Below are 24,093 nucleotides of genomic sequence, written 5' to 3' on the forward strand. Positions count from 1 at the left end.
GAGTCCAAGGTGAGCTCATGGTGAGCATTCTTTTCATAGAAGACGATCCAGCCGTGGCCGAGGCAATCACGTTGGGACTGAACCGACTCGGGCACGACGTCAGCCATCGCCCCGACGGTAACGGTGATTTCGACGACGCCCTGGGTGCCACGGACCTCGTCCTACTCGACCTCGGGCTGCCGGGTGCCGACGGTTACGAGATCTGCCGACGTATCCGCACACGAAGTTCGATCCCGATCATCATTCTGACCGCTCGATCCGACGACATCGACACCGTCGCCGGCCTGGAAGCCGGTGCCGACGACTACGTCGTCAAACCGGCCAGTCCGCGCGTCCTCGACGCTCGTATCAAAGCCGTCGTGCGGCGCTCGGCACCGGCAACGACGCGCCCGGATGCGACGCCGGGTGCAGAGACGTTCGGCGACCTGGAATTGGATCGGTCGTCGCTGCAGGTCCGCAAGGCCGGGATGCTGCTGACCCTCACCCCGACCGAACTCCGACTGATCCTGGCGCTGACCGAGAACCCCGGACAGGTCCTGAGCCGCCGACAGTTGTTGTCCGCAGCCTGGGACCAGGAGTATCTGGGTGATTCCAGAATCGTCGATGCAGCAGTGCAGCGGCTGCGCGGAAAGATCGAGGACGACCCGGCCGCACCGACCGTCATCGAAACGGTGCGCGGGTTCGGGTATCGCTTCAACACCAGCCCAGCCCGATGAGACCGACCTGGCTTCAGGTCGACGGTCTGCGAACCAGGCTCGTGCTCGTGTTCATCGCAATCGTCGTGATCATCGCCGGGGCAACCGCGGGTGTCGTCTCGTTCATGGCGCGGTCGTGGATCTATTCCAACGCTCAGGATGTCGCGACCGCACAATTTCGCGACGAACTGCAATACGTCAACGGAACACCGGTAGACGAGTTGACGCCTGCCAACCTCCAACAGATCTTCCAGTCCGACATGACGCTGATCGTCGACGGCGAAGTCATCCGTCAAGGATCCGTGGATGCGGCGACCATTCCGCCCAGCTTCGACGAAGGTTTGGACAGTCCGAAGCTGATCCGTTTCGAGAGGCTCGACTCCCAGCGCATCATGTTGGGAATGTCCGTCAATGTCGTGGACATGAGCGCGGACGACAGCTACGACAACGAGACATTGGTCAAAGCCGTCACCATCCGGCCGCTGGTAGGAGTGCAGGACAAGTTCGACGACCTGCTTCGAGCTGTCGGCCTCACCCTCGCCGCCGGTGTGTTGGTGAGCGGACTACTCGGGCTGTGGATCGCGTCGACGCTTGTCCGTCCGCTCAAACGCCTGGACAAGGCGGCCGCCCGTGCTGCCGACGGCGACCTCAGCGTCCGACTCCCCGAAGACGGAGTAGCCGAACTCGCCCAGGTCACAACAACGTTCAACAACATGGTCGCTCGCAACGAAGCGGTCATCCGAGGTCTGGAAGAATCGGAAGAGCAGTCGAGAAGGTTTGTCGCCGACGTCTCCCACGAGCTCCGGACGCCGCTCGCAGCACTGGTGCCGGTCAGTGAGATCCTCCGTGAAGAGATCCCCAATCTTCCGCCCGACGCCGCCGCTGCCGCGCGCATCGTGAGCAGTGAGATCGGCAAGCTCACTCGACTTGTCGAAGACCTCATCGAAATGTCTCGCCACGACTCTCAGCAAGCGCACCTCGTCCTCGACGACGTCGACCTCGTCGAATTGACCGAGCGCACACTCGAGAGCCGCGGATGGACAGATACCGTCGAACTGCGCGCACCCGAAAGTGTCAGCGCCAGAGTCGATTCGCGTCGGATCGACATTGTCGTCGCCAACCTCGTCGGCAATGCACTGCGCCACGGAGCGCCCCCGGTTCGCGTCGAGTTGAGCGTCGAATCCGGTTTCTCCGTCATCACCGTCGTCGACCACGGCCCCGGCATCTCACCCGAAGACCGGCAGGCGATCTTTCGGCGGTTCTACAAGGTCGACACCGCGCGCGGACGCAGCGAGGGCAGCGGACTCGGACTCTCGCTCGCCGTCGAGAACGTACACCTGCACGGCGGCACCATCGGCGTCGACCAGGTGGATGGTCGCACGGTCTTCACGGTTCGCCTGCCCCGTCGCTGACCCCTTCCCGAGCGAACGTACCTTTCGGCGCACCCAAGGCGATCGTCGTACCGTTCGCTCGAAAAGGGGTGGGCACTTCGCACCCTGAACCGTCCGCGTTTGACCAAATAATGGGATTCTGGTTTCAACATGTGAAACCACGGGAGTAGCGTCGGCATCGTCGAACAGCGTAGAGATCGGAGGGCACCATGACGCAGGCGTCGCGGCTGGAAAAGACGGCCGTCTCCCCGAAGGCGTGGACGATGCTCGGAATCGGCGTCGCAGCCCAGGCCGCAGGCACCGTCTTCGTCAGCACCCCCGCCTTTTTGATCCCGCTGCTGCATTCCGAGCACGGCCTCTCGTTGACGCAGGCCGGAACTCTGGCCGCTGCACCCACTTTCGGCATGGTTCTCACGCTGGTGGCGTGGGGAGCGATGGCTGACAGATTCGGCGAGAAATGGGTCATCTCAATCGGGCTCGGCCTGACGGCGATCGCCGCGCTGGCCGCGACCACCACCGACAACTACACCCTCCTCGGGATCGCATTTCTGCTGGGCGGAATGGCTGCGGCGAGCACCAACGCTGCCAGTGGACGTGTTGTGGTCGGCTGGTTTCCCAAGGATCGGCGCGGCCTCGCGATGGGAATCCGGCAGATGTCACAGCCCCTGGGCGTGACCATCGCATCGCTGACCATCCCGACTCTCGCTGCGAACGTAGGAATCGGTTCGGCTGTCGGACTGTCGGTAGCTCTCAACGGCGTTCTCGCCCTGATCTGCGCCGTCGCATTGATCAATCCCCCGCGGCCGGCGGCGCGGCCCACAGACATCCCGGTCGAAACGGTAAATCCTTATCGCTCGAACTGGTTCCTGTGGCGCATTCACGTCGTCTCGGCACTGCTGGTGTTTCCGCAGTTCACCCTCTCGACATTCGGTCTGGTCTGGCTGATCAGCGAGCAAGGATGGGACGCTGCGCCCGCTGGGCTCCTGATCGGGATCTCCCAGTTCGTGGGTGCACTCGGACGCATCGTTGTCGGCATCTGGAGTGATCGCGCCGGAAGCAGAGTAGGCCCGCTGCGGTTGGTTGCCGTCTCCGCGTCTGCGGTCATGTTGGCAATGGCGGCAGCCGGCGCAGCGCCTTGGGGCGTTCCCGCCTTGATCCTGCTGCTGGCAACCACTATCAGCGTCGCCGACAACGGTTTGGCATTCACTTCCGTGGCCGAAGCTGCCGGGCCGAAATGGCAAGGAAAAGCATTGGGCGCACAGAACACCGGGCAGTTCATTGCCGCGTCAGCAGTGGGCCCGGTGGTCGGTGCGCTGATCGGCGCGGTCGGCTACCCGCTCGCCTTCGCGATAGTCGCGGCATTTCCCGCCGCAGCAATTCCCTTGGTGCCCAGCCGCGATCGCGACATCAGCGTCTAGTCCCTCATCGGATTCGGTTGCACTGCAGGTCCCGTCAGATCACAATGCGGCTTGCAGGCAACCGAATCCGCTTCCTGAACAGGCTCTACTGTCGGAGTTCGGATCAGCGTCGCGGCGATCGCTGCACCGACCAACAGCAGTGCCACACAGATGTACATCGCGTACCGGAACCCGTCGGAGAAACTCGTCGGATCGACCAGACTTTCGGCGTCGATACCCACGAGGGCAGGCAAGGCCGCGACGGCAAGAAGTTGGCTCGTGCGAGCAACGGCATTGTTCACACCTGACGCGATTCCGGACTGCTCCACCGGTACCGAACCAAGCACCGCGGCGGTCAACGGCGCGACCATCACCGCCAGGCCGAGCCCGAACACCAGAACTCCCGGCAGCACGACGGTCAGGTACGACGCATCCGGGCCGATCCGCGTCATCAACACCAACCCCACCGCGGCAACGGCGGGCCCGACCGTGATCGGCAATCGCGGTCCGTGCGTCTGCGCGTAACTGCCCGCGCGCGAAGACAACAGCAGCAATGCCAAGGTGATCGGTACCGTTGCGACGCCGGCAGCCACCGGCGAGTACCCGGCAACCAATTGCAGTTGCAGCACGAGCAGGAAGAACACACCGCCCAGCGCCGCATAGACCGCAAGGGTCACCAGATTGGCCGCGACGAACATCCGCGAACGGAACAGGGACGGCGGCACAAGGGCACTCGGTGAGCGTCGTTCCACCACGACGAACAGGCAGAGCGCGATCACTCCGATCAGCCCGACTATCGGGTTGACCTCGATCAGCCCGTACGTCAGTGCGCCGAGACCGACTACTGCGCAGGCAGATCCGACCACGTCCAGGTGCTCGGGCGGATGCGGGTCGCGGCTCTCCGGTACATGGCGCACCGCTGCCCACACCACGACGATCGCCAGCGGGATATTGAGCAGGAATACCGATCGCCATCCCGCCACTTCCACCAGCCAACCACCGAAAAGCGGTCCGATGGCGCCGGCAACACCACCTAAACCCGACCACAATCCGATTGCCGCGCCGCGGTCCTCCTCACGAAGTGACGCGGAGATGATGGCAAGGCTGCCAGGTGTCAAGAGCGCAGCTCCCACTCCCTGCAGGATTCGTGCAATCACCAGAAACGTGATGTCAGGTGCAATTCCGCAGAGCAACGACGCGACCGCGAACCAGACCGTCCCCCACACGAATACCCGTCGCCGACCCCAACGATCACCGAGGGCTCCCCCGAGCAGAATCAGCGACGCCAAGGCCAAGGTGTAACCGCTGAGCGTCCACTGCAGTCCGGCGACACCGGAAACCAGTTCTTCACCGATGTGAGGAAGAGCAATGTTGACGACGGTGCCGTCGAGGAGAGCCATGCTCGAGCCGAGAACGGTGGCGGCGACAACCCAACGCCCACGCTTCGACGCGAGCGCCAGTGGTTCCGTCATCGGTCCATGGTGCGCCTTCACACGCAATCGCGAAAGAGCGCGCGGGAATTCAGTCGATCTGGCGACGATGTGCCCAACGCGTCAACGCATTGCGATTGGACTGCTGAGTCTTTCGCAGGACGTTCGATGCGTGAGTCTCGACCGTCTTCACGGAAATCACCAGGTCCTCGGCGATTTCACGGTAAGTGTACCCACGTGCCAGCAATCTGAGCACTTCGAGTTCTCGCGGAGTCAGCGAGTCGAGTTCCGGATCGAGTTGCGGCTCGGGTGCGTTGGAACGCCCGGTGAAGGAGTCCAGTACGAAGCCTGCCAGGCGAGGCCCGAACACTGCGTCACCACCGGCAACGCGTCGTACACCCTCGGCCAGTTCGGATCCCGAGATCGTCTTGGTCACGTACCCGCGCGCACCGCCGCGGATCACCGCGATCACATCCTCGGCCGCATCGGAAACGCTGAGCGCCAAGCACACCGGGCCGGAATCGATTCCGCGCAGAACTGCCACTCCACCACCGTCAGGCATGTGGACATCGAGCAGAACGACATGCGGTTTCGTCGAGTTGATACCCGCGATCGCCTCAGCGACGCCACCGGCTTCACCGACTACGTCCATGTCTGCCTCGCGCGAGAGTTCCGCCCTCACCCCGGAGCGGAACACTGCATGATCGTCGACAAGAAATACGCGGTACGGGGGCGGCGCAAGCGAAGTCACTGGGGCTGTTCCTCGGGGTTGTCGACACGGTCAGCAGTCTGGTCCCACTTTAGAGCAGAGTCACCGAGCGGCATGTGCACGCGGATCTCGGTGCCCTTTCCGATGTCGGATCGAACCACGACGCGGCCACCCCGTCGCTCGATGCGACCACGAATCGACTTGGCCAAACCCTGACGGTCCTCCGGCACCGCATTGACGTCGAATCCGACTCCGCGATCACGAACGAACACACTGACCTGGTCGCCCTCGACCTCGGCGAAAAGATTGATTTCCTTCTCCCCCGAGTGCTTTGCCGAGTTCACGAGAGCTTCACGCGTCGCACCGAGGAGCGCGGTGAACGCTTCCTTGGGCAGACCGTTCTCGACGCCTTCGCCTTCGAGTTGTACGTCGCCGACCGTGACGGGGCGGACCGTGACGCCATGCTGGTCCTCCACTTCACCGGCGATGATCTTCAGACCTTCGGTCAGGCTCGTGTGGTCGATATCCCCGCCGCTGAACAACCACTTGCGCAGCTCGCGTTCCTGACCACGGGCCAGGCGCGCCACCTCTTGCGGATTGTCGGACTGCTTCTGAATCAGCGCCAACGTCTGAAGTACGGAGTCGTGCAGATGCGAGGCGATCTCTTCACGTTCGTCGTTGCGAATTCGGGCCGCACGCTCGGCGCCGAGAGCCCTCCACATCCGCAGCCACAGCGGCACCGTCAACAATCCGACACCGATCAGCGTCACCACCACGGCCAGCAGGGACGAGCGCAGTGCTTCGAGGTCGACCTGAGCGAGGACGACGACGCCGAGACCCAAGATGATCAAGGTCGCTCCCCCGACCACCCGCGCCCACGTGAGAACGGTAGGCCGCTGCGGCAAGCCGATGACGGTCCGGGGACCGTCGGAGTCGAACTCGCGCCACACCAAAGCGGCACCGATCGCGACGACGAAGAACGGTGCGAGCACCGAACCCGCTGTGCCGCTGAACAGCCAGGACAACGCGGCTGCGCCGCCCAATCCGAGTGCGATCAATCCGTACGCCCGCTGCCGCTCGGCCGCGGACGGCTTCTGGGTGTCCGTGCCGGCTGAGGTGAAGATCCAGAGGGCGCCGTAAATCACGATGCCGGATCCGGCCATCGCCGCCAGAATCGCGAAGGCGACTCGAACCTTCAGGACGTCGATCCCGAGATGATCGGCGATACCGCCTGCAACACCGGCGACGATGCGACCGCCGGAGCGCCGCTCCAGCTTTCGCAATGGAACACCGCCTGGAATGGGCACACCCTTCTTCATGGGTACGGCATGCACCGGTACCCCGTTGACGGGCGGGCCTCCCGTGAACCCGGGAGCGGGACCGCTCACGAACGGCGGATCTGACAGATATTGCACATAGTCGATACTGGCACGAACCACTCGCAGTCACATCAGGGTCCAACCCTGAATCAGGGCGGCGCCCCTGGCCCCGATCGTCACAAAGATCAGGGTTGGCCCTGATGCGCGGAGGCCGCCCCGGAAGCCAGGATTGATTCATGAACAATCCGACTTTCCAAGAACAGATCCAGGATCTGTGGCGGACCCGCCCCGTGCGTCTGCCGGCACAAGGTCACGTGGCCGGGGTATGCGCCGGAATCGGATACCGGTACGGCATCGACCCCATTCTGGTACGTGTCGCGTTTGTGGCCTCCACTATTTTCGGCGGTTCAGGCATCCTTCTCTACCTCGCCGGGTGGTTGGTGCTCGCCCGCGCCGGTGACGGATCGTCCCCCGCACAGTCGCTGATGGGCCGCGGACACAGCTCCGATTCCAGTACCAAGACCATCGTCTTGTTGGTGGCTCTCGCCATCGCGGCTACGACCGTCGGGCCTGTCGGCGTCGGCCTGGGTGGTTCCGGTCTGATCGGGCTGATTCTGATGGTCGGAGGCCTGTGGCTGCTCTACCAACGAGCGCCGGTCCCGCCTGCGCTGCCGCAGAGCACGTCACCGTACGTCGGCGCGGGTACCGCGTATCCAGGCACGGGATTCACGCCCGGGCCGTTCACTCCCGGATACTTCGCACCCAATCAGCCGCCCGTGTACACGCCGTACACAAAACTCCCCGACACCTACGTGCCCGAGGAACGGCCGGCCGAACAGTCACCGCAATCTCAGGCCGATCATCCGACGATCAACCTGTCGAAGGACCCGAGCGCTTCAGCCGCCGCCAATCCGACCGAGGTGATCGGCGAGGCCGCCATCACACCGCCCTCCTGGGATCCGCTCGGTGTCGCTCCGTTCGCCTGGGATCTCCCGGACCCGGCAGTCAAAGCCACGCCGCTGCTGCCTTTGCCACCCCGTAAGCGTCGCTCGCGATGGACGCTGACGGTGCTCGGACTCGCGATCATCGTCGCCGCCGTCACCGGGGCAGCGGGCGCGGCAACCGGCAACGAGTGGTTCACTCCCGGCCGAGTCGGTGCTGTCGGACTCGCCGTCATCGCGCTCGGCCTGATCCTCGGGGCATTCTTCCGCAAGGGGTACGGCCTGCTGGTCGTCACCGGACCGCTCGTGGGTTTCGTGCTTCTCTCCTCGTTGGTCTACCCGATCGATTTCGACGCCTCGGGTGAGCAAAGATGGACTCCGGCAACCGCTTCCGAATTGGATCCGTCGTACTCGGGAGCCTTCGGAAGCTTCACTCTCGACCTCAACGGGGTCAAGTTCACCGAGGACAAGACCATCGACGTCGCGGCGTCGTTCGGCGAGTTCGTCGTCATGGTGCCACCAACCGTCAACGTCAAGAACAGCTGCACCGTCGTCATGGGTGACGGATCCGGTTGCCTCGACGGCGGAGTACACCGGGGCCGCGAGGCGACACCGGATTCGCCCACACTGACCATCAACGCCAAAGCCACGTTCGGCAGTCTGAAGGTGACGCAATCATGAGCGAATACGACGAGACCACAGAGCACGACGAGACCCGAGAATCCAAGCGCCCCTCGGCACTTCTGCTGATCGCCGGACTGGCCGCACTTCTGGTCAGTGTGTGGGCGTTGGTCGGGCCATTCTCCCTGGCGCCGGCAGCGAACATTCAATTCCGTTGGCTGTTCGTCGGTGCCGCCGTCGTGGCAGGACTACTGCTGGTGATTCTGCCGAATCGGCGCAACCGCAAGTAACTGCTGTGCGCCTTTATTAACCGCGGGGGGTTAATAAAGGCGCACAGTTGTTTTTACTCCCACTCGATAGTTCCCGGCGGCTTGCTCGTCACGTCGAGGACTACGCGGTTCACGTCCGCAACCTCGTTGGTGATTCGAGTCGAGATGCGCTCGAGGGTCTCGTACGGCAGACGCGTCCAGTCCGCGGTCATCGCGTCTTCACTCGAGACCGGACGCAGCACGATCGGATGACCGTACGTCCGGCCGTCACCCTGCACGCCCACGCTTCGGACGTCGGCAAGGAGAACGACCGGGCACTGCCAGATGGTTCCGTCCAAGCCTGCAGACGTAAGCTCTTCGCGCGCAATGGAATCTGCCTGACGCAAGATCTCGAGGCGATCGCGGGTGACCTCACCGATGATGCGGATACCGAGTCCGGGACCGGGGAACGGCTGGCGTCCGACGATCTCTTCGGGCAGGCCGAGTTCGCGGCCCACTGCACGGACCTCGTCCTTGAACAGCAGACGCAACGGTTCGACCAACTTGAACTGCAGGTCTTCCGGCAGCCCGCCGACATTGTGGTGGCTCTTGATGTTTGCAGTTCCCGTGCCGCCGCCCGACTCCACGACATCCGGGTAGAGCGTGCCCTGGACGAGGAAGTCGACGGTCGCACCATGAGATGCGTTCTCGCCCAGAACATCACTGACTGCGCCTTCGAAGCTGCGGATGAACTCGCGGCCGATGATCTTGCGCTTGGTCTCGGGATCGGTGACGCCTGCCAACTCACCGATGAAGGTGTCCGCGGCATCCACGGTGATCAGACGAGCGCCGGTTGCCGCGACAAAATCCTGCTCGACCTGCGTGCGCTCACCGGCTCGCATCAAACCGTGATCGACGAAGACGCATGTCAACCGGTCGCCGATTGCGCGCTGAACCAAAGCCGCAGCGACAGCGGAGTCGACGCCACCGGACAGACCGCAGATGGCGTGTCCGTCTCCGACCTGCTCGCGAACCTGCTCGATCAGCGCATCGGCGATGTTCGACGCCGTCCACGCTGCCGGAATACCGGCAATCTCGTGCAGGAAGCGGCTCAGGACCTGCTGACCGTGCGGGGAATGCAGAACCTCAGGGTGGTACTGCACACCGGCGAGCTTGCGGGCGCGGTCCTCGAACGCCGCGACGGGAGCACCGTCGCTGGTCGCGGTCACCTCGAAGCCGGAAGGCGCTTCGGTGACGGCGTCACCGTGGCTCATCCATACCGGCTGCGTCGAGGGAAGACCGTCGTGGAGCAATCCGCCGGATACCGCGATGTCGGTACGGCCGTATTCGCGGGTACCGGTCTCGGCGACGGTGCCGCCCAGGGCGCCTGCCATTGCCTGGAATCCGTAGCAGATTCCGAAAACCGGAATGTCGTGATCGAACAGTGCGGGATCAAGCTTGGGAGCACCGTCTGCGTAGACACTCGAGGGCCCACCCGAGAGCACAACAGCCAAGGGGTTCTTGGCCACGATCTCCTCGACGGTCGTGGTGTGCGGAATCACCTCCGAGTAGACCTTGGCTTCGCGAACTCGCCGTGCGATCAACTGCGCGTACTGCGCCCCGAAGTCGACGACAAGAACTGGTCTCTGCTGCTCGATATCTGCCACAGGTGCAGTCTAATCGCCGCAGCCAGCGCTTCTGCGCATGCATGGACTCAGCCCGCTACTCGGCCGAGCGAGCGCGAGGTACGTCACTACAAAGGCCGCCCCTCAGAACTGCGCGGCGACCTCGCGCGGATCTAGACCACCGTCCAGGTCAACGGCGCCCCAATCACCCGCACCTTAGCTTCGGCAATCAATTCGGCAGCATCATCGCAGGCCAGAGCCCGAAATGGACGAAGGGTGAATTTTCTGGACGTTTGACCGATTCGCCTGAACCAAACGTCCAGTAAAGGTAATCTCGCCCGTCAAGTGATCAGGATCACGATCGCAAACGGCCGGCGCCGCCGAACGGCGCTCACCTCGAGGAGGACCTGTGCGTCGATTCATACGACGACTCGCCATACCTGTCGCAGCTGTGACGGCTGCCGCCGGACTTCTAGTCCTCGGCACGCCGGCCACTGCTGACGAAGCCCCGCCGACCACTTTCACCGGCACGACCGACAACCTGATCTTCACGAAGAGTGTCATCGGGAACGCGGCAGTTCACCCAGGCGACACCGTCACGTACAAGACCGAGATCAAGCACAACGAAAGCGGCATCGAACGGTCGATCGCAAAGATCCGTGACATCCCGCCCGCAGGATTCGTCCTCGTGCCGGGCAGCGCCAAGGCCACCTACCTGGGGGTGACCAACCGGGCCACGATCAGCAACGAATCAGATGGCGGAGTCTCCGCGAAGTGCTCGAGCGGCTGCACCTTCCTGGTCGGTGGATTCGTCGTCAAGAAGAACCAACCCGTCACGCTGGAAGCGACCTACACGGTCCCCGTCGGCACAGCATTCGGGACGTACGACAGCGGCATGCTCTTCGACGTCAACGCCTTCAGCACACAGCAGGGTCTCAACCCGATCAACGTCAACGTCCAGGTAGTCGACCCGTCTGTCGCCACCGGAACCACACTGGTTGCACCGGCAACGGCGAAGGTCGGCACGCCGGTCGACCTGACCGCGACAGTTTCTCCGTCCGACGCGAGCGGCACCGTCCAGTTCAAGGACGGCGGCAACGACATCGGCTCGCCGGTCCCGGTTTCGGGCGGTAGCGCCACCCTCTCCCACACTTTCGACAGCGTCGGCGCCCACGACATCACCGCCGCGTACAACGCCGGTCCGGGATTCCACAGCTCGACCTCCGGAGTCCAGACCGTCGACGTCTCCGCGGACACCACCACCACGATCTCGGCCCCGAACGCCGCGCTGGTAGGTGACAGCATCACCGTGAGCGCTGTCGTCACACCGGCAAACGCCGTGGGCACGGTGCAGTTCAAAGACGGCGAGACCAACCTCGGCGCACCGGTGGCTGTAGTCAACGGGACGGCTTCCCTGACCCGCAGCTACGACGCTTCGGGCACCCACAGCTTCACCGCAGTGTTCACCGGCGAGGCCGGTTACGGCGATTCCGTCTCCACCGCAACCCAACTCGACGTCAGCGATCCCGACTGGGGAACCACGACCACAGTTGTCGAACCACTCACCGCTGTTGTCGGTGAACCGACCAACCTCTCGGCCACCGTCTCCCCCATCCCGAGCAGCGGAACCGTGACGTTCAAGGTCGACGGCGCCGAGGTCGGTACCGCACCGGTCGGCACGGGTGACGGCGTCGCGATCCTCCCGCACACCTTCGCATCAGCGGGCGCTGCAGCCGTGACGGCAGAGTTCTCAGGCGGAACCGGATTCATCGGCTCCACGTCCACGTCGTTCACTGTGAACGTGACCGATCCCGAACCCGCCCGCGCCGACACCACGACGTCTCTGACCGTCAGCGGCTCGGCTCAGGTCGGAAAGACATTGCAGCTCAAGGCCACCGTCGCACCCGGAACAGCAAACGGAATGATCCAGTTCAAGTCCGGCACGACGCCCATCGGCGCACCCGTTGCCGTCGTCAACGGCGTCGCGACACTCACGCACACCTTCGACGACGAGGGAACGTTCGGCCTCACTGCCAACTTCGTCGGCGACGCCGGTTGGAAGAACTCCGTCTCCGGCCCGACCGTCGTGCAGGTCGGCACCGCACCGACCGACGGCGGCGGCACCGGAAGCGTGGACACCGGTTCGCTCAGCGGCCTCATCCCGCTCTTCGGAAGCTAGTCCCCCACATCAGCTTTGGACACCACTCCCGTACCCAGCTCAGGAGAATCCATGTTCGTGTACTCCAGACGTCGCATCGCGGCGCCGATCGCCGCCACGGCACTCGCCAGTGGCGTCATCCTCGCGGGAATCCCCGCATCAGCGGCCCCCGTGACAACAACCTTCGGCACGAGTTGCCTGGCAACCCCGTCCGCTGTCGCCGGTCCGACCACGCAGTCACAGTCCGGCTCGGTCATCGTCGACGCACCGGAATCCATCGGCGCCGGTGAAACCTTCGAAGTCACCATCCAACCCGGCCCGATCGCCTTTCCCGGCTCCGCTTCGGGGGCGACCGTCCAGAACGTCTCCCGCATCAAGGTCGACGTCGACGTTCCTGCGAACGCCACCCTGGTGGAAGCCACCATCGTCCCCGGCACTTCGGCGGGGCTCAGTGGTGTAGCGCCGAACATCCTGCGCGTCAACGAGAACGGCAACGTCGATCCCAACGGAACGATTCTGCGCCTCTCCGGAAACAACCAGGTCATCGGAAACAGCCCCAGCTCGAGCATCAACTCCGAGGGCGGCATCGTCGTCAAGGCGACCGGCAAGAACGTCGATGGTTCCAACAATGCCGACGGCTACACGCAGTTCCAGCTCCCCCAGGTCAAGGCAGTTCTCAAGGCCGGCGATTCAGGGGACGTCGCGATGAAGGTACGCACCGGCGGCAGCGCGGGAGCGTGGAACAACGATCGCAACTTCCTCACGTTCCTCCCCAAGGCCACCCTGGTCATCACCGCCTGGGCACCCACGCGATGCACCCCGCGTGACGCCGAGAACGGTCCGCTCAACAGCGGCGCAGGCCCCCTCGCCACGACGCGGATCATCGAGGCGGACAAGGCAACCACCACCACAGTCGTCGGACCGGCCAACGCCAAGAACGGAACTCCCGTCACCCTGTCAGCCAACGTGAGCGGCGGCGCAAACGGTGGAACCGTCCAGTTCTTCGACGGCGACAACCCACTCGAGGACGCCGTGCCGGTAACCGGAGGGTCGGCCAGCATCTCCCCGACCTTCACCGAGGACGGACCGCACTCCATCACCGCGAGCTACAGCGGAGCCCCCGGGTTCCTGGCGTCGACGTCGGCGTCGGCCAAGATCGTGACCGTCACGACCGATGCACCGCCGGACGCCGTGACCACTACCGCCACGGTGTCGCCGTCGACCGCGAAGGTCGGACAGGACGTCAACCTGACTGCCAAGGTCGATCCGCAGGGTACCGGCGGCACCGTCGATTTCATCGTCGACGGCACCGAAACGGTCAGTGCTCCGGTCGGAACCGACGGAGTTGCCGTCGCTCCGTACACCTTCACCTCGACCGGAACGCACAAGGTTGTCGCGAAGTTCACGGGCTCACCAGGATTCGCGCCGTCCGCTGCCCCGGCATTCCCGGTCAGTGTGACGACGCCGGCTCCGGCCGACGTCGAGACGACCACGGTTCTCGACGCCGTCGGAACTGTTCAGAAGAACACCCCGGTGACGCTCAAGGCAACGGTCGATCCGTCCGGCGCCACGGGCAAGGTCCAGTTCAAGGTCGGTGACACCCTCATCGGTGGACCGGTCGACGTGGTCAACGGTGTCGCAACGGTACCGGCGACGTTCTACAACTCCGGGACCTACAGTGTCACCGCCGAATTCGTGGGCGCTTCGGGCTACACGGCCTCCGCATCCGCGCCGCAGACCCTGACCGTCCCCGGCGATACGGACGGCGGGCCCGGAGGCGGGACCGGCAGCCTCGACCTCGGCACTCTGTTCGGGTCGCTAGGAGGCTGACACTCTGAAACAGAGATGGGGCGTGTCGTCGAATCCTCGACGACACGCCCCATCTTCGTTCGCGGCGAACTATCCGGCTGCCGGCTCCGCCGGAACAGCGGTAGCTGTCTTGCCGCCGGTGATCTTCACGATCGGCAGGACCAGCGCGGCCGGGGCCGACGCCGGCACCACAGGCGACTTGGGTGCAATCGGAGCCAACCGCTCGTAGCCGCTGCCCTGGGCGGGACGCAGGTCGGTCTCCCCCTTGTTCGGCCACAGCGAGGCCGAGCGCTCGGCCTGAGCGGCAATGGTCAGCGACGGATTCACACCGAGGTTGGCCGAGACCGCTGCGCCGTCGACGACGCTGAGCGTCGGGTAGCCGTACACGCGGTGGTACGGATCGATGACGCCGTGATCGGAATCCGACGCGATAGCGCAACCGCCGAGGAAGTGCGCCGTCAGTGGAACGTTGAAGATCTCGCCCCACGTGCCGCCCGCGACGCCGTCGATCTTCTCGGCAACTCGACGCGTCGCCTCGTTGCCCTCCGGGATCCACGTCGGGTTCGGCTGACCGTGGCCCTGCTTGCTGGTGACCTTGCGTCGACCGAACAGGCCCTTCTTCGTGTACGTGGTGATGGAGTTGTCGAGGTTCTGCATGACCAACGCGATGATCGTGCGCTCACTCCAGTCCTTGACCGTCAACATGCGCAACATCTGGTACGGATTCTTCGCAACCACACCGAGGAACTTGATCCATCGGGGCGTCTTGCCGCCGCCGTCCGTCATCAAGGTCTGCAACAGGCCCATCGCGTTCGATCCCTTGCCGTAGCGGACCGGCTCGATGTGGGTGTCGCTGCTCGGGTGGAACGACGAGGTGATCGCCACTCCGCGGGTCAGGTCGAGTGCGGGATCGACCTTGTACTTGCCTGCGCCGACAATGGATTCGGAGTTCGTTCGAGTCAGCTCGCCGAGCTTGTCGGAGAGCTTGGGCAGCGCTCCGGTGTCCTTCATGTCGAAGAGCAGATGCTGAGTGCCCCACGTTCCGGCCGCGAGAATGACGTTCGCAGCCGTGTAGGTGCGGCGGTTCTTTCGTCCGAATGCACCGGTTCGCTCGGTGAACACGTCCCACGAACCGTCGCGAGCCTCACGAAGCCCGGACACGGTGGTCATCGGAATGATCTCGGCGCCGGCTGTCTCGGCAAGGCCCAGATAGTTCTTGAGGAGCGTGTTCTTCGCTCCGTGACGGCAGCCCGTCATGCACTCGCCACACTCGATGCAACCGGTGCGCTCGGGTCCGACGCCGCCGAAGTACGGGTCCTTCGCCTTCTTGCCAGGTTCACCGAAGTAGACGCCGACGGGCGTCTGGATGAACGTGTCGCCGACACCCATGTCATCTGCGACGGACTTCATGATCTCGTCGGCGGGCGTCATGTGCGGATTCTGCACGACGCCGAGCATCTTCTGAGCCTGCTCGTAGTACGGCGTGAGCTCGCTGCGCCAGTCGGTGATGTGCGCCCACTGCTTGTCCTGGAAGAACGGCTCCGGCGGCTGGTACAGCGTGTTGGCGTAGTTCAACGACCCGCCGCCGACGCCTGCGCCCGCGAGAATGAGGCAGTCGCGCAACAGGTGCACGCGCTGAATGCCGAAGCACCCCAGCTTCGGAGCCCAGAGGAACTTCTTGAGATCCCAACTGGTCTTCGCGAAATCTTCGTCGGCATACCGTCGGCCGGCTTCGATGACGCCGACCTTGTAGCCCTTCTCCACGAGACGAAGCGCGCTCACGCTTCCGCCGAACCCGGATCCGACGATCAGTACGTCGTAGTCCGTTGCCCGTTGCTTGCCCATCAGGACACCTCCACCGTGAACCGTAGTTACCCGCCAGTATGCACCTATCCCTTGTGACTACCACCACAAGGGGCCCCATAAGCGTAACCGCAAGTATCAGGAACGGAAGAAAGTCCTGCACAACGAACTGTGGCCCCGGTTCACGAAGAACCGGGGCCACAGAAAGGTACAAACTACGCGCGGACTGTCAGCCCGACCTTCTGGAACTCCTTGAGATCGGAGTATCCGGCCTTCGCCATCGACCGACGGAGACCACCGACGAAGTTCAGCGAACCGTACGGATCGTCCGAAGGGCCGCTCAGAACCCGGTCCAGACTCGGACGCTCACCATAGGAAACCGGAAGAAGTGCTCCACGCGGAACCGAAGGATGAGCCGCCGCGGACGGCCAGTACCAGCCACCACCCGGCGCCTCGGCGGACACGGCCAGCGGCGTGCCCAGAACGGCAGCGTCGGCACCGCAGGCGATGGCCTTCGCCAGATCACCCGAAGTTGCGATGTCACCGTCGGCGATGACGTGGACGTAGCGTCCACCCGTCTCGTCGAGGTAGTCGCGCCTGGCTGCTGCAGCATCGGCAATGGCCGTGGCCATCGGAACGCCGATGCCCAGGACCTCACCGGTGGTGGTTGCGCCCTCGGTAGACCCGTACCCGACGATGACACCGGCAGCGCCGGTACGCATCAGGTGCAGCGCGGTGCGGTGGTCACTGACCCCACCCGCGACAACCGGAACGTCGAGTTCCGAGATGAACGTCTTGAGGTTGAGCGGTTCCTGCTCGGTGTGCACGACGTGCTCGGCCGAGATGATCGTGCCGTGGACGACCAGGAGGTCGATTCCCGCCTTGATCAGCTCCGGCGTCAGTGCGCGCGCATTCTGCGGGCTGACGCGAACGGCAGTGGTGACCCCCGAATCACGGACCTGCGCCACCGCAGCTGCCAGAAGACCGGCCTGCAGCGGAGCCGCATGCAGCTCCTGCAGGTAGCGGATGGCCGCGTCGACGCCACCGTCCTTCTCGGCGATCTCGACGAGACGCCGGAGCTTCTCCTCGACATCGGGGTGACGGCCCCACAGGCCTTCACCGTTGATGACACCGAGGCCGCCGCGCTTACCCAACTCGATCGCGAAAGTCGGCGAGACCAACGCGTCGGTGGGATGTGCGAGGACAGGAATGTCGAACCTGTAAGCGTCGAGCTGCCAAGCAGTCGACACCTCCTTCGACGAACGAGTTCGCCGGGAGGGAACGATGTTCACATCGTCCAACTCGTAGGTACGTCGGGCCGTTCGACCCATGCCGATCTCAACGAGGTCGCGCACGCGCGCCCCTTTCTCGTGTACTGGTTGCTAACGAGCGGTGTAGTTGGGTGCTTCGACAGTCATCGTGATGTCGTGCGGATGGCTTTCCTTCAAACCGGCCGCCGTGATCTGGACGAACTGAGCGTTCTGCAGGTGCTCGATCGTCGCCGACCCCGTGTATCCCATGGCAGCGCGCAGACCACCGGTGAGCTGGTGCGTCACCTGCGAGAGCGGGCCACGGAACGGGACACGTCCTTCGATGCCTTCCGGAACCAACTTGTCCTCGGAAAGCACGTCGTCCTGGAAGTACCGATCCTTGGAGTACGACTTGGCCTCGCCACGCGACTGCATCGCGCCGAGCGAACCCATTCCGCGGTAGCTCTTGAACTGCTTGCCGCCGACCAGAATCAGTTCGCCGGGCGATTCAGCGGTACCGGCCAGGAGTGAACCCAGCATGGCCGTCGACGCACCTGCGGCAAGAGCCTTCGCGATGTCTCCGGAGAACTGGAGTCCACCGTCGGCGATGACGGGCACACCGAGAGGCTTGCACGCGGCAACCGCTTCCAGGATGGCCGTGACCTGAGGGGCACCGACACCGGCGATGACGCGGGTGGTGCAGATGGAACCAGGGCCGACTCCGACCTTGACGGCATCGACGCCGGCTTCGACCAGTGCCAGAGCACCCGCGCGCGTAGCGACGTTGCCACCGATGATCTGAACCCGCTCGCCCAGTTCACGCTTGAGCTTGGCGATCATGTCGAGAACGTTGGACGAATGCCCGTGCGCACTGTCCACCACGAGTACGTCCACACCGGCATCGGTGAGCGCCATCGCGCGCTGGAAGGCGTCATCGCCGGCACCGACTGCAGCGCCGACGAGCAGTCGACCGTCACGGTCCTTGGTGGCGTCGGGATGCTGCTCGGTCTTGACGAAGTCCTTGACCGTGATCAGACCGGTGAGCTTGCCGTTGCCGTCGACGATCGGCAGCTTCTCGATCTTGTGCCGACGAAGAAGACCCAGTGCCACGTCAGCGGTGACGCCTTCCTGAGCGGTGATCAGGGGCATCTTGGTCATGATCTCCGCGACCGGGCGGTTCTGGTCGACCTCGAAACGCATGTCCCGGTTGGTGACGATGCCAACCAGCTGGCCGGCGTCGTCGGTGACAGGCAGACCCGAGATGCGGAAACGAGCGCACTTCGCATCGACCTCACCCATCGTGTCGGTCGGCTTACACGTGACGGGATCGGTCACCATGCCGGCCTCGGAACGCTTGACCGTCTCGACCTGTCCTGCCTGGACCTCAACCGACGAGTTGCGGTGCAGAACACCCATGCCGCCGGCGCGTGCCATCGCAATTGCCATGCGCGACTCGGTGACGGTGTCCATCGCAGAACTGACCAACGGAATCCGCAGACGGATGTCGCGGGTCAGTTGACTGGACGTGTCGACCTGGCTCGGGATGACGTCGGACGCAGCAGGCAACAGCAGCACGTCGTCGTATGTCAGTCCCAGCATCGCGACCTTGTTGGGGTCGTCTCCTCCGGTGTGTACATGTCCTGCAGAACTACTCATGCGGTCAGGACCCTCCATGGACCTAGATTCGCCCAGGGCGACCGCTGTAGCAGCCGCCTCGAAACGGATTACGAAAGCTGGATATCGGATAGAAGGCGCCTGCACGGAAAGAAATTCCTGGCACCTTTTCCCGGCGTTGCACACCATGGTATCGGCTCACTCAAAGGTCCGAACCATCCCACCCACGCTGCGTGTACGCGTAACAAGTGGCGCTGACCCCCCTGACCTGCGTACCGTGGTGCTGTGCGTGATCAACTGCCCCCCGGTCTGCCGCCAGATCCCTTCGCCGGCGACCCAGCTGACCCCTCCGCGGCTCTCGATGCCATCGAGCCGGGCCAACCACTCGACCCCCACGAACGCCAAGCGGTCGAGGAGGATCTCGCTGACCTCGCTGTTTACGAGGCGCTCCTCGCTCACCGCGGTATCCGCGGTCTCGTAGTCTGCTGCGAGGACTGCCAACAGGATCACTACCACGACTGGGACATGCTGCGCGCAAACCTGCTGCAGCTGCTCGTGGACGGAACCGTCCGCCCTCACGAGCCTGCCTACGACCCGATGCCTGAGGCATATGTCACGTGGGACTACTGCCGTGGATACGCCGACGCGTCGATGAACGAGGCGATGCACGGCGACGGTTTCGACAGCTGAGCGAAACCTCACCCAAGCTCATACGAAAGTGGCCGACAAGCAATTGCTTGTCGGCCACTTTCGTTTGAATTCAGATCGGAACGGTGCGATCAGGGCGGGGGTGAAGAAGAATCACCCGACGGAGACGAGGCCGGCGCCAGAGGCGTCGTTGTCGTGGTTGTCGTCGTTGTGGTCGTGGTCGTTGCCGTGGGCGACGATGACGGTGTCGACGACGCCGCGCTTGGACCAGGCGCCTGCATGATTCCAGGGTTGGGCGTTGTCGTCGTGGTCACGCCCCCAGGCAGCTGAGGGTTCGCCGGATTGACGGAGATCCCCGGAATCGCCGTGGGAGAGGTGGCAATCGAGGACTGCTGGTCGGTCGTCGACGGCGGCGCTACGGGTGACGTGGTCTCCTGGACCTGCGTCATCAACTTGCCCCAACGCTCGACGAGGTCGGTCTTGTCCTGCGAGTCCTTGACCGCATCGGCACGGTGAGCTGCGTTGTCCAGCACCATCTTTGCCGCAGGAATGTCCCCGGCAGCCAACAGCCGCTCGGCTTTTTCCAGCTCGGAAGTCGTGTCGATCTTCGCAACTGTCGAGTTGGCCTCGTCGGCGAAGACGACCTGCTTGACGCCCCACAGGGCATCGCCGGGCTGGGCGTCGTACGCCATCGCCGTGGCGCCACCGAAGACCACTGCTGCAACTGCTGCAGCGGCGGCGATCGGACGAACCACACGCAATCGAGAACGGGAACGTGAACGCTGACGATCGGAGAAGCCGGACGGCGTCGCTGTGATTGCAGCGATGACATCGTCCAATAACGGACCCTCGGGCATCGGAGTCGCAACGACATCGTCACGCCATTGCGAGAGGATCAACGCAAGTTCGTACTGTTCGGTGCTATCGGTTGCTACCGGCCCACCATTCGAAATGGATTCGATCAGCGCATCGTCACGCCGAACCGCAGCCAAATCCACTGGCGTACCGTCGTCGGCGAGATCACCGAGATTCGAAGCGTCATGCCCCTCGTCTCTAGCCAAAGCTCTCACCTGCTTTCGTGACTTCTTTTTTCAGTTTCGCGATCGCTCTGTGCTGAGCGACTCGTACAGCTCCGGCGGTACTACCGACGGCGACGGCCGTTTCCTCGGCCGACATCCCGACCACCAGGCGAAGTATCAAGATTTCTCGATGCTTCTCCGGAAGTGTGCCGAGAAGTTCGTGCATCTGTCTGCTGGACTCCGAATCGAGAGCTCGCTGTTCGGGACCATCATCCAGTGCTATTACATCCGGTACTTCGGAAACGGGCTCCGACTTGTTACGGGCGGAGCTTCGATGTGCGTCCGCAACCTTGTGCGCGGCAATTCCGTACACAAAGGCCATGAACGGGCGTCCCTGGTCCTGATAACGCGGCAGCGCGGTCATCACGGCCAGACAGACTTCCTGTGCGACGTCGTCAGCGGACAGGTGTCCTCTCTCGGCCGCACCCACTCGACCGCGGCAGTAGCGCACCACCATCGGTCGGATGTTCTCCAGAACCAAAGCTAGAGCTGTACGGTCGCCCTGCGCAGCAGCGGCGACCGCGGTGTCCAACTCATCGCTCGTATTTGTCATCGTCAGCGAAAATCCTGGCGTTACAGTGGCACCTCCCGAGCGGGTGTGCTCCCGCTCTCAGCGGAACCCTCTAAGAGTAACCATCCGGACCGACTGGTCTCCGCATACCTGCCCAGCAGTCGCGATATCGATACAGCTCCTTTTGGAATGTTCTCCGGAGACTTCGGTGGAGTGGTTACGACAAAGGTAGGAGTGATCCACCACGCATCGCAATCAGATCGCCGATCTCCCGGGCACTCGGTGAGGTTCTCTCCCCGCTGACACCTTCGATCAACAGAGACGACGCCCAGGCCAGGGGCAGCAGGCCGTATTGCCGGCACCGCGCGAACACATCTGCTGCCATCTTCACGGCTGCGCTCGCGTCTGTTCCGGTCAGCGCGGCGCTACGCAGCAGATCCGACTTCACGCGGTGCCGCACAGACTCCGATTCCGCTGACAATTCGACGGCGCGTTCTGCGTGTCTGCGGGCACGAGCGAAGTCGCCTCCCGCCAACGCCAATTCTGCGGAGACCCATTCGATCCGAATTTCCTGCCGCCACAGCCCGCCCTCGGCATCCAGACGCGCCCGACATTGCGCCAGCAGGCGCCAGCCGAGCGGGAGCCTGCCACAGCCGAGGGCGTCTGCGGCCAGACCGGTCAGAGCGTCACAGGCAGCCTCTGGATCACCTGGCAGGCCGCCGACGATCGCCAGTGCGCGCCCGTCCCACGTGGACGCGAGTGCATGGCGTCCGCTCTGGCGAAGAAACGACGCCCTCGTGCTGGCAGACAGAGAGGCAAGAACCCGATCCGAGTGCGTCGAGAACCCGGCCGTGAGCCGATCGAGGACATCCAATGCAGCCCGCGCTCTTGCGTAGTGGCCCTGACCACCCAGCACTACTGCCGTTGTCCACCAATCTCGGGTAGAGCAAGGCGCCGGGAGGCGGTCGAGATCCGGATCCGCACCGAACGCGGCAGACTCGAGGGACCCTGGAAGTGCAGTTGTTTCGTTGGGCACAGGTGATTGAGGGCGCGCAGGTGTCGACACAGGTTGATCATCGCAGCAGCACGAGCAGACATTCGCACGACCGGCGTCACACCAACGATGCCAAAAGTCGCACGAAACACGAAAAGGCAAGTTTGTCGGAGTTAATCAGATATTCAACTGAGATTTGCCAAATGTACTCGTAATGATATTTAACGGGCATATATCCGTGACGTTAACTGCGCATTACTTATTGGACGGATGTCCTAGTTGAAACTTGGGCACTAAGTCCCGAAATGGAGTGCAACCCCGCCCACGCAATATCGGACAAATGACGCAAACCGAGCCGAATGACTGAGTGATTTCGCCGGGCGATCAGCCTCGAACATATCCCTGATCTGTGGGTTTCGCATCTCGAGCAGCCAGGCTTGCCGGCCGCCACCTCGATCGACCCAATTTCGACATCGGCGCAGAACAACGCACGAGGGGCCCGAAATGTAAATATATACTTCGTTAACTCTCGCATTTCGATATATGCCGATCGCCACTGAACGAGCCTATTGACGCGATTTACTCAGCACCCTTACGGTTAGCAAGCGTGAACGATTCAGAAGGCCCGGATAACCTCCGGGCAACTTGGTCCGCTCGTTGATCAACGCGAGCTTGCAGTAAGGAGTCAACATGCCTGCACCGAATCACCTTCCAGGCCCCAACGCAGACATCTGGGACTGGCAGATGCACGGTCTGTGCCGCGGAGTCGACTCCTCCATGTTCTTCCATCCCGATGGCGAACGCGGTAGAGCACGTGCCCAGCGCGAAACCCGCGCAAAAGAGATGTGCCGTCAGTGCCCGGTCCTGATGCAGTGCCGCAGCCACGCGCTGACCGTCGCCGAGCCGTACGGCATCTGGGGAGGAATGTCGGAAACCGAACGTGAACTACACGCGCGCCACCGTCGCACCACCCGCATAGCTTCCTGATACACGTAGGTAGAGCGCACTAGGCCCCCGAGAGTTTTCGGGGGCTTTTGCGTGTGGACGGGACACCGTCGAAAAGAATTTCCGACACGACCCATCCGACCGACGCCCGCCTCCGAATGCCTTCTGACAGTGCACCTCAGCACATCCCTTCAGGAAGGCAGACCCATGAACACCTCTACTCGAGTTCTGGCAGTCACCGCAGCAGCCTCTTTCGCCGTCTTCGGCGTGGTCGGTTGCTCCTCGGACGACAACGATTCGTCGACCGACACGTCCAGCGCCGCCATGACGTCTTCTGCCATGGGATCGAGCATGTCTCCCAGCAGCGCGATGGCGGAGCCTGCTTCTGATCTGGTCGGTGCAGGTTGTGCCGACTATGCAGCTGCAGTGCCGAGCGGCGCCGGATCGGTCAGCGGAATGGCCCAGGATCCGGTTGCCACAGCGGCGTCCAACAATCCGTTGCTCACCACCTTGACCGCGGCGGTCTCCGGCCAGCTCAACCCGGACGTCAACCTGGTCGACACTCTCAACGGTGGCGAGTTCACCATCTTCGCACCGATCGACTCGGCATTCGCCAAGATCGACCCCGCCACGATCGACAGCCTCAAGACGGACAGCGCCACGCTGACCAAGATCCTCACCTACCACGTGGTTCCCGGCCAGATCGCCCCTGACGCGATCGACGGAACGCACCCCACCGCCGAGGGCGGAACGGTCACCGTCACCGAATCCGGTGACAACATCAAGGTCAACGACGCGACTGTCGTCTGCGGTGGAGTCAAGACCGCAAACGCCACCGTCTACCTCATCGATTCGGTGCTGATGCCGCAGTAGTCCCCACCTGCTGTGCGCCTTTATCAACCCCCC

At 63.5% G+C, this 24,093-nt stretch carries 20 protein-coding genes; 10 read left to right on the top strand and 10 right to left on the bottom strand.

Features of this window, described 5'->3' with window-relative positions; all coding sequences use genetic code 11:
* Positions 1–17 precede the first annotated feature (17 nt).
* The 3 genes from ATN38_RS26105 (at position 18) to ATN38_RS26115 (ending at position 3,504) form a co-directional block, all read left to right on the top strand.
* The gene (locus tag ATN38_RS26105; protein ID WP_058039028.1) at positions 18–716 is read left to right on the top strand and encodes a response regulator transcription factor; all 699 of its coding nucleotides are present in this window, start codon (positions 18–20) and stop codon (positions 714–716) included.
* Positions 713–2,107 (top strand): cell wall metabolism sensor histidine kinase WalK, encoded by a 1,395-nt coding sequence (locus tag ATN38_RS26110; protein WP_003940854.1) that lies wholly within the window; start codon positions 713–715, stop codon positions 2,105–2,107. Before ATN38_RS26105 ends, ATN38_RS26110 begins: the two co-directional genes overlap by 4 nt.
* Positions 2,108–2,295: 188 nt before the next feature.
* On the top strand, positions 2,296–3,504 hold the full coding sequence (locus ATN38_RS26115; RefSeq protein WP_030535124.1) for an MFS transporter: 1,209 nt from the start codon (positions 2,296–2,298) through the stop codon (positions 3,502–3,504).
* Here ATN38_RS26115 and ATN38_RS26120 read toward each other — a convergent pair.
* The 3 genes from ATN38_RS26120 to ATN38_RS26130 are packed head-to-tail and all read right to left on the bottom strand — an operon-like array spanning position 3,501 to position 6,941.
* Positions 3,501–4,955: an MFS transporter gene (locus ATN38_RS26120; protein ID WP_218748959.1), complete on the bottom strand. Its 1,455-nt coding sequence runs from the start codon at positions 4,953–4,955 to the stop codon at positions 3,501–3,503. The two genes, ATN38_RS26115 and ATN38_RS26120, sit on opposite strands and share 4 nt — an antisense overlap.
* Positions 4,956–5,004: 49 nt before the next feature.
* Positions 5,005–5,664, bottom strand: a complete 660-nt coding sequence (locus ATN38_RS26125; protein WP_003940972.1) for a response regulator transcription factor — start codon at positions 5,662–5,664, stop codon at positions 5,005–5,007.
* Entirely contained in the window at positions 5,661–6,941 is a 1,281-nt protein-coding gene (locus ATN38_RS26130) for an ATP-binding protein (protein WP_037125680.1), read from the bottom strand. The genes ATN38_RS26125 and ATN38_RS26130 overlap by 4 nt, the downstream gene beginning before the upstream one ends.
* Before the next feature lie 236 nt (positions 6,942–7,177).
* Here ATN38_RS26130 and ATN38_RS26135 point away from each other — a divergent pair, with 236 nt between their 5' ends.
* Complete coding sequence (locus ATN38_RS26135) at positions 7,178–8,563, top strand: PspC domain-containing protein (RefSeq protein WP_161120810.1); 1,386 nt, start codon at positions 7,178–7,180, stop codon at positions 8,561–8,563.
* Positions 8,560–8,793, top strand: coding sequence for a hypothetical protein (locus tag ATN38_RS26140; protein WP_003940832.1), 234 nt, complete (start codon positions 8,560–8,562; stop codon positions 8,791–8,793). Before ATN38_RS26135 ends, ATN38_RS26140 begins: the two co-directional genes overlap by 4 nt.
* A 53-nt stretch (positions 8,794–8,846) precedes the next feature.
* On the opposite strand, the gene guaA is transcribed toward ATN38_RS26140, so the two are convergent.
* Positions 8,847–10,418 (bottom strand): glutamine-hydrolyzing GMP synthase, encoded by a 1,572-nt coding sequence (gene guaA / locus ATN38_RS26145; protein WP_007727510.1) that lies wholly within the window; start codon positions 10,416–10,418, stop codon positions 8,847–8,849.
* Positions 10,419–10,785: 367 nt separating this feature from the next.
* Here guaA and ATN38_RS26150 point away from each other — a divergent pair, with 367 nt between their 5' ends.
* Together ATN38_RS26150 and ATN38_RS26155 are read left to right on the top strand one after the other, a co-directional pair.
* Positions 10,786–12,555, top strand: a complete 1,770-nt coding sequence (locus ATN38_RS26150; protein WP_218748961.1) for an Ig-like domain-containing protein — start codon at positions 10,786–10,788, stop codon at positions 12,553–12,555.
* A gap of 51 nt (positions 12,556–12,606) precedes the next feature.
* Positions 12,607–14,364, top strand: a complete 1,758-nt coding sequence (locus tag ATN38_RS26155; RefSeq protein ID WP_003940813.1) for an Ig-like domain-containing protein — start codon at positions 12,607–12,609, stop codon at positions 14,362–14,364.
* 69 nt (positions 14,365–14,433) lie between these two features.
* On the opposite strand, the gene ATN38_RS26160 is transcribed toward ATN38_RS26155, so the two are convergent.
* The 3 genes from ATN38_RS26160 to guaB form a co-directional block, all read right to left on the bottom strand.
* Positions 14,434–16,188: a GMC oxidoreductase gene (locus ATN38_RS26160; RefSeq protein WP_003940689.1), complete on the bottom strand. Its 1,755-nt coding sequence runs from the start codon at positions 16,186–16,188 to the stop codon at positions 14,434–14,436.
* 173 nt (positions 16,189–16,361) lie between these two features.
* Complete coding sequence (locus tag ATN38_RS26165) at positions 16,362–17,501, bottom strand: GuaB3 family IMP dehydrogenase-related protein (protein WP_218748963.1); 1,140 nt, start codon at positions 17,499–17,501, stop codon at positions 16,362–16,364.
* 27 nt (positions 17,502–17,528) lie between these two features.
* Positions 17,529–19,052: an IMP dehydrogenase gene (gene guaB / locus ATN38_RS26170; protein ID WP_003940903.1), complete on the bottom strand. Its 1,524-nt coding sequence runs from the start codon at positions 19,050–19,052 to the stop codon at positions 17,529–17,531.
* Positions 19,053–19,295: 243 nt separating this feature from the next.
* On the opposite strand from guaB, the gene ATN38_RS26175 reads away from it, so the two are divergent.
* Positions 19,296–19,700 carry a DUF5319 domain-containing protein gene (locus tag ATN38_RS26175; protein WP_003940777.1) on the top strand — a complete coding sequence of 135 codons (405 nt, stop codon included), beginning with the start codon at positions 19,296–19,298 and terminating at the stop codon, positions 19,698–19,700.
* An 89-nt stretch (positions 19,701–19,789) separates the two neighbouring features.
* On the opposite strand, the gene ATN38_RS26180 is transcribed toward ATN38_RS26175, so the two are convergent.
* The 3 genes from ATN38_RS26180 to ATN38_RS26190 form a co-directional block, all read right to left on the bottom strand.
* Positions 19,790–20,719: an anti-sigma-D factor RsdA gene (locus tag ATN38_RS26180; protein WP_042449725.1), complete on the bottom strand. Its 930-nt coding sequence runs from the start codon at positions 20,717–20,719 to the stop codon at positions 19,790–19,792.
* Positions 20,712–21,290 carry a sigma-70 family RNA polymerase sigma factor gene (locus ATN38_RS26185; protein WP_003940953.1) on the bottom strand — a complete coding sequence of 193 codons (579 nt, stop codon included), beginning with the start codon at positions 21,288–21,290 and terminating at the stop codon, positions 20,712–20,714. The genes ATN38_RS26180 and ATN38_RS26185 overlap by 8 nt, the downstream gene beginning before the upstream one ends.
* Before the next feature lie 175 nt (positions 21,291–21,465).
* The gene (locus ATN38_RS26190; protein WP_003940892.1) at positions 21,466–22,164 is read right to left on the bottom strand and encodes a hypothetical protein; all 699 of its coding nucleotides are present in this window, start codon (positions 22,162–22,164) and stop codon (positions 21,466–21,468) included.
* A gap of 768 nt (positions 22,165–22,932) precedes the next feature.
* Here ATN38_RS26190 and ATN38_RS26195 point away from each other — a divergent pair.
* Both ATN38_RS26195 and ATN38_RS26200 read left to right on the top strand, forming a co-directional pair.
* On the top strand, positions 22,933–23,229 hold the full coding sequence (locus ATN38_RS26195) for a WhiB family transcriptional regulator (protein ID WP_003940939.1): 297 nt from the start codon (positions 22,933–22,935) through the stop codon (positions 23,227–23,229).
* Between the two features lie 165 nt (positions 23,230–23,394).
* A complete protein-coding gene (locus ATN38_RS26200) occupies positions 23,395–24,060 on the top strand; it encodes a fasciclin domain-containing protein (protein WP_218748965.1) in 666 nt (221 codons plus the stop codon).
* Positions 24,061–24,093: the final 33 nt, after the last annotated feature.

This window comes from Rhodococcus sp. FH8, assembly GCF_019266085.1.
In the GTDB taxonomy this organism is placed as follows: Bacteria; Actinomycetota; Actinomycetes; order Mycobacteriales; family Mycobacteriaceae; genus Rhodococcus_F; species Rhodococcus_F qingshengii.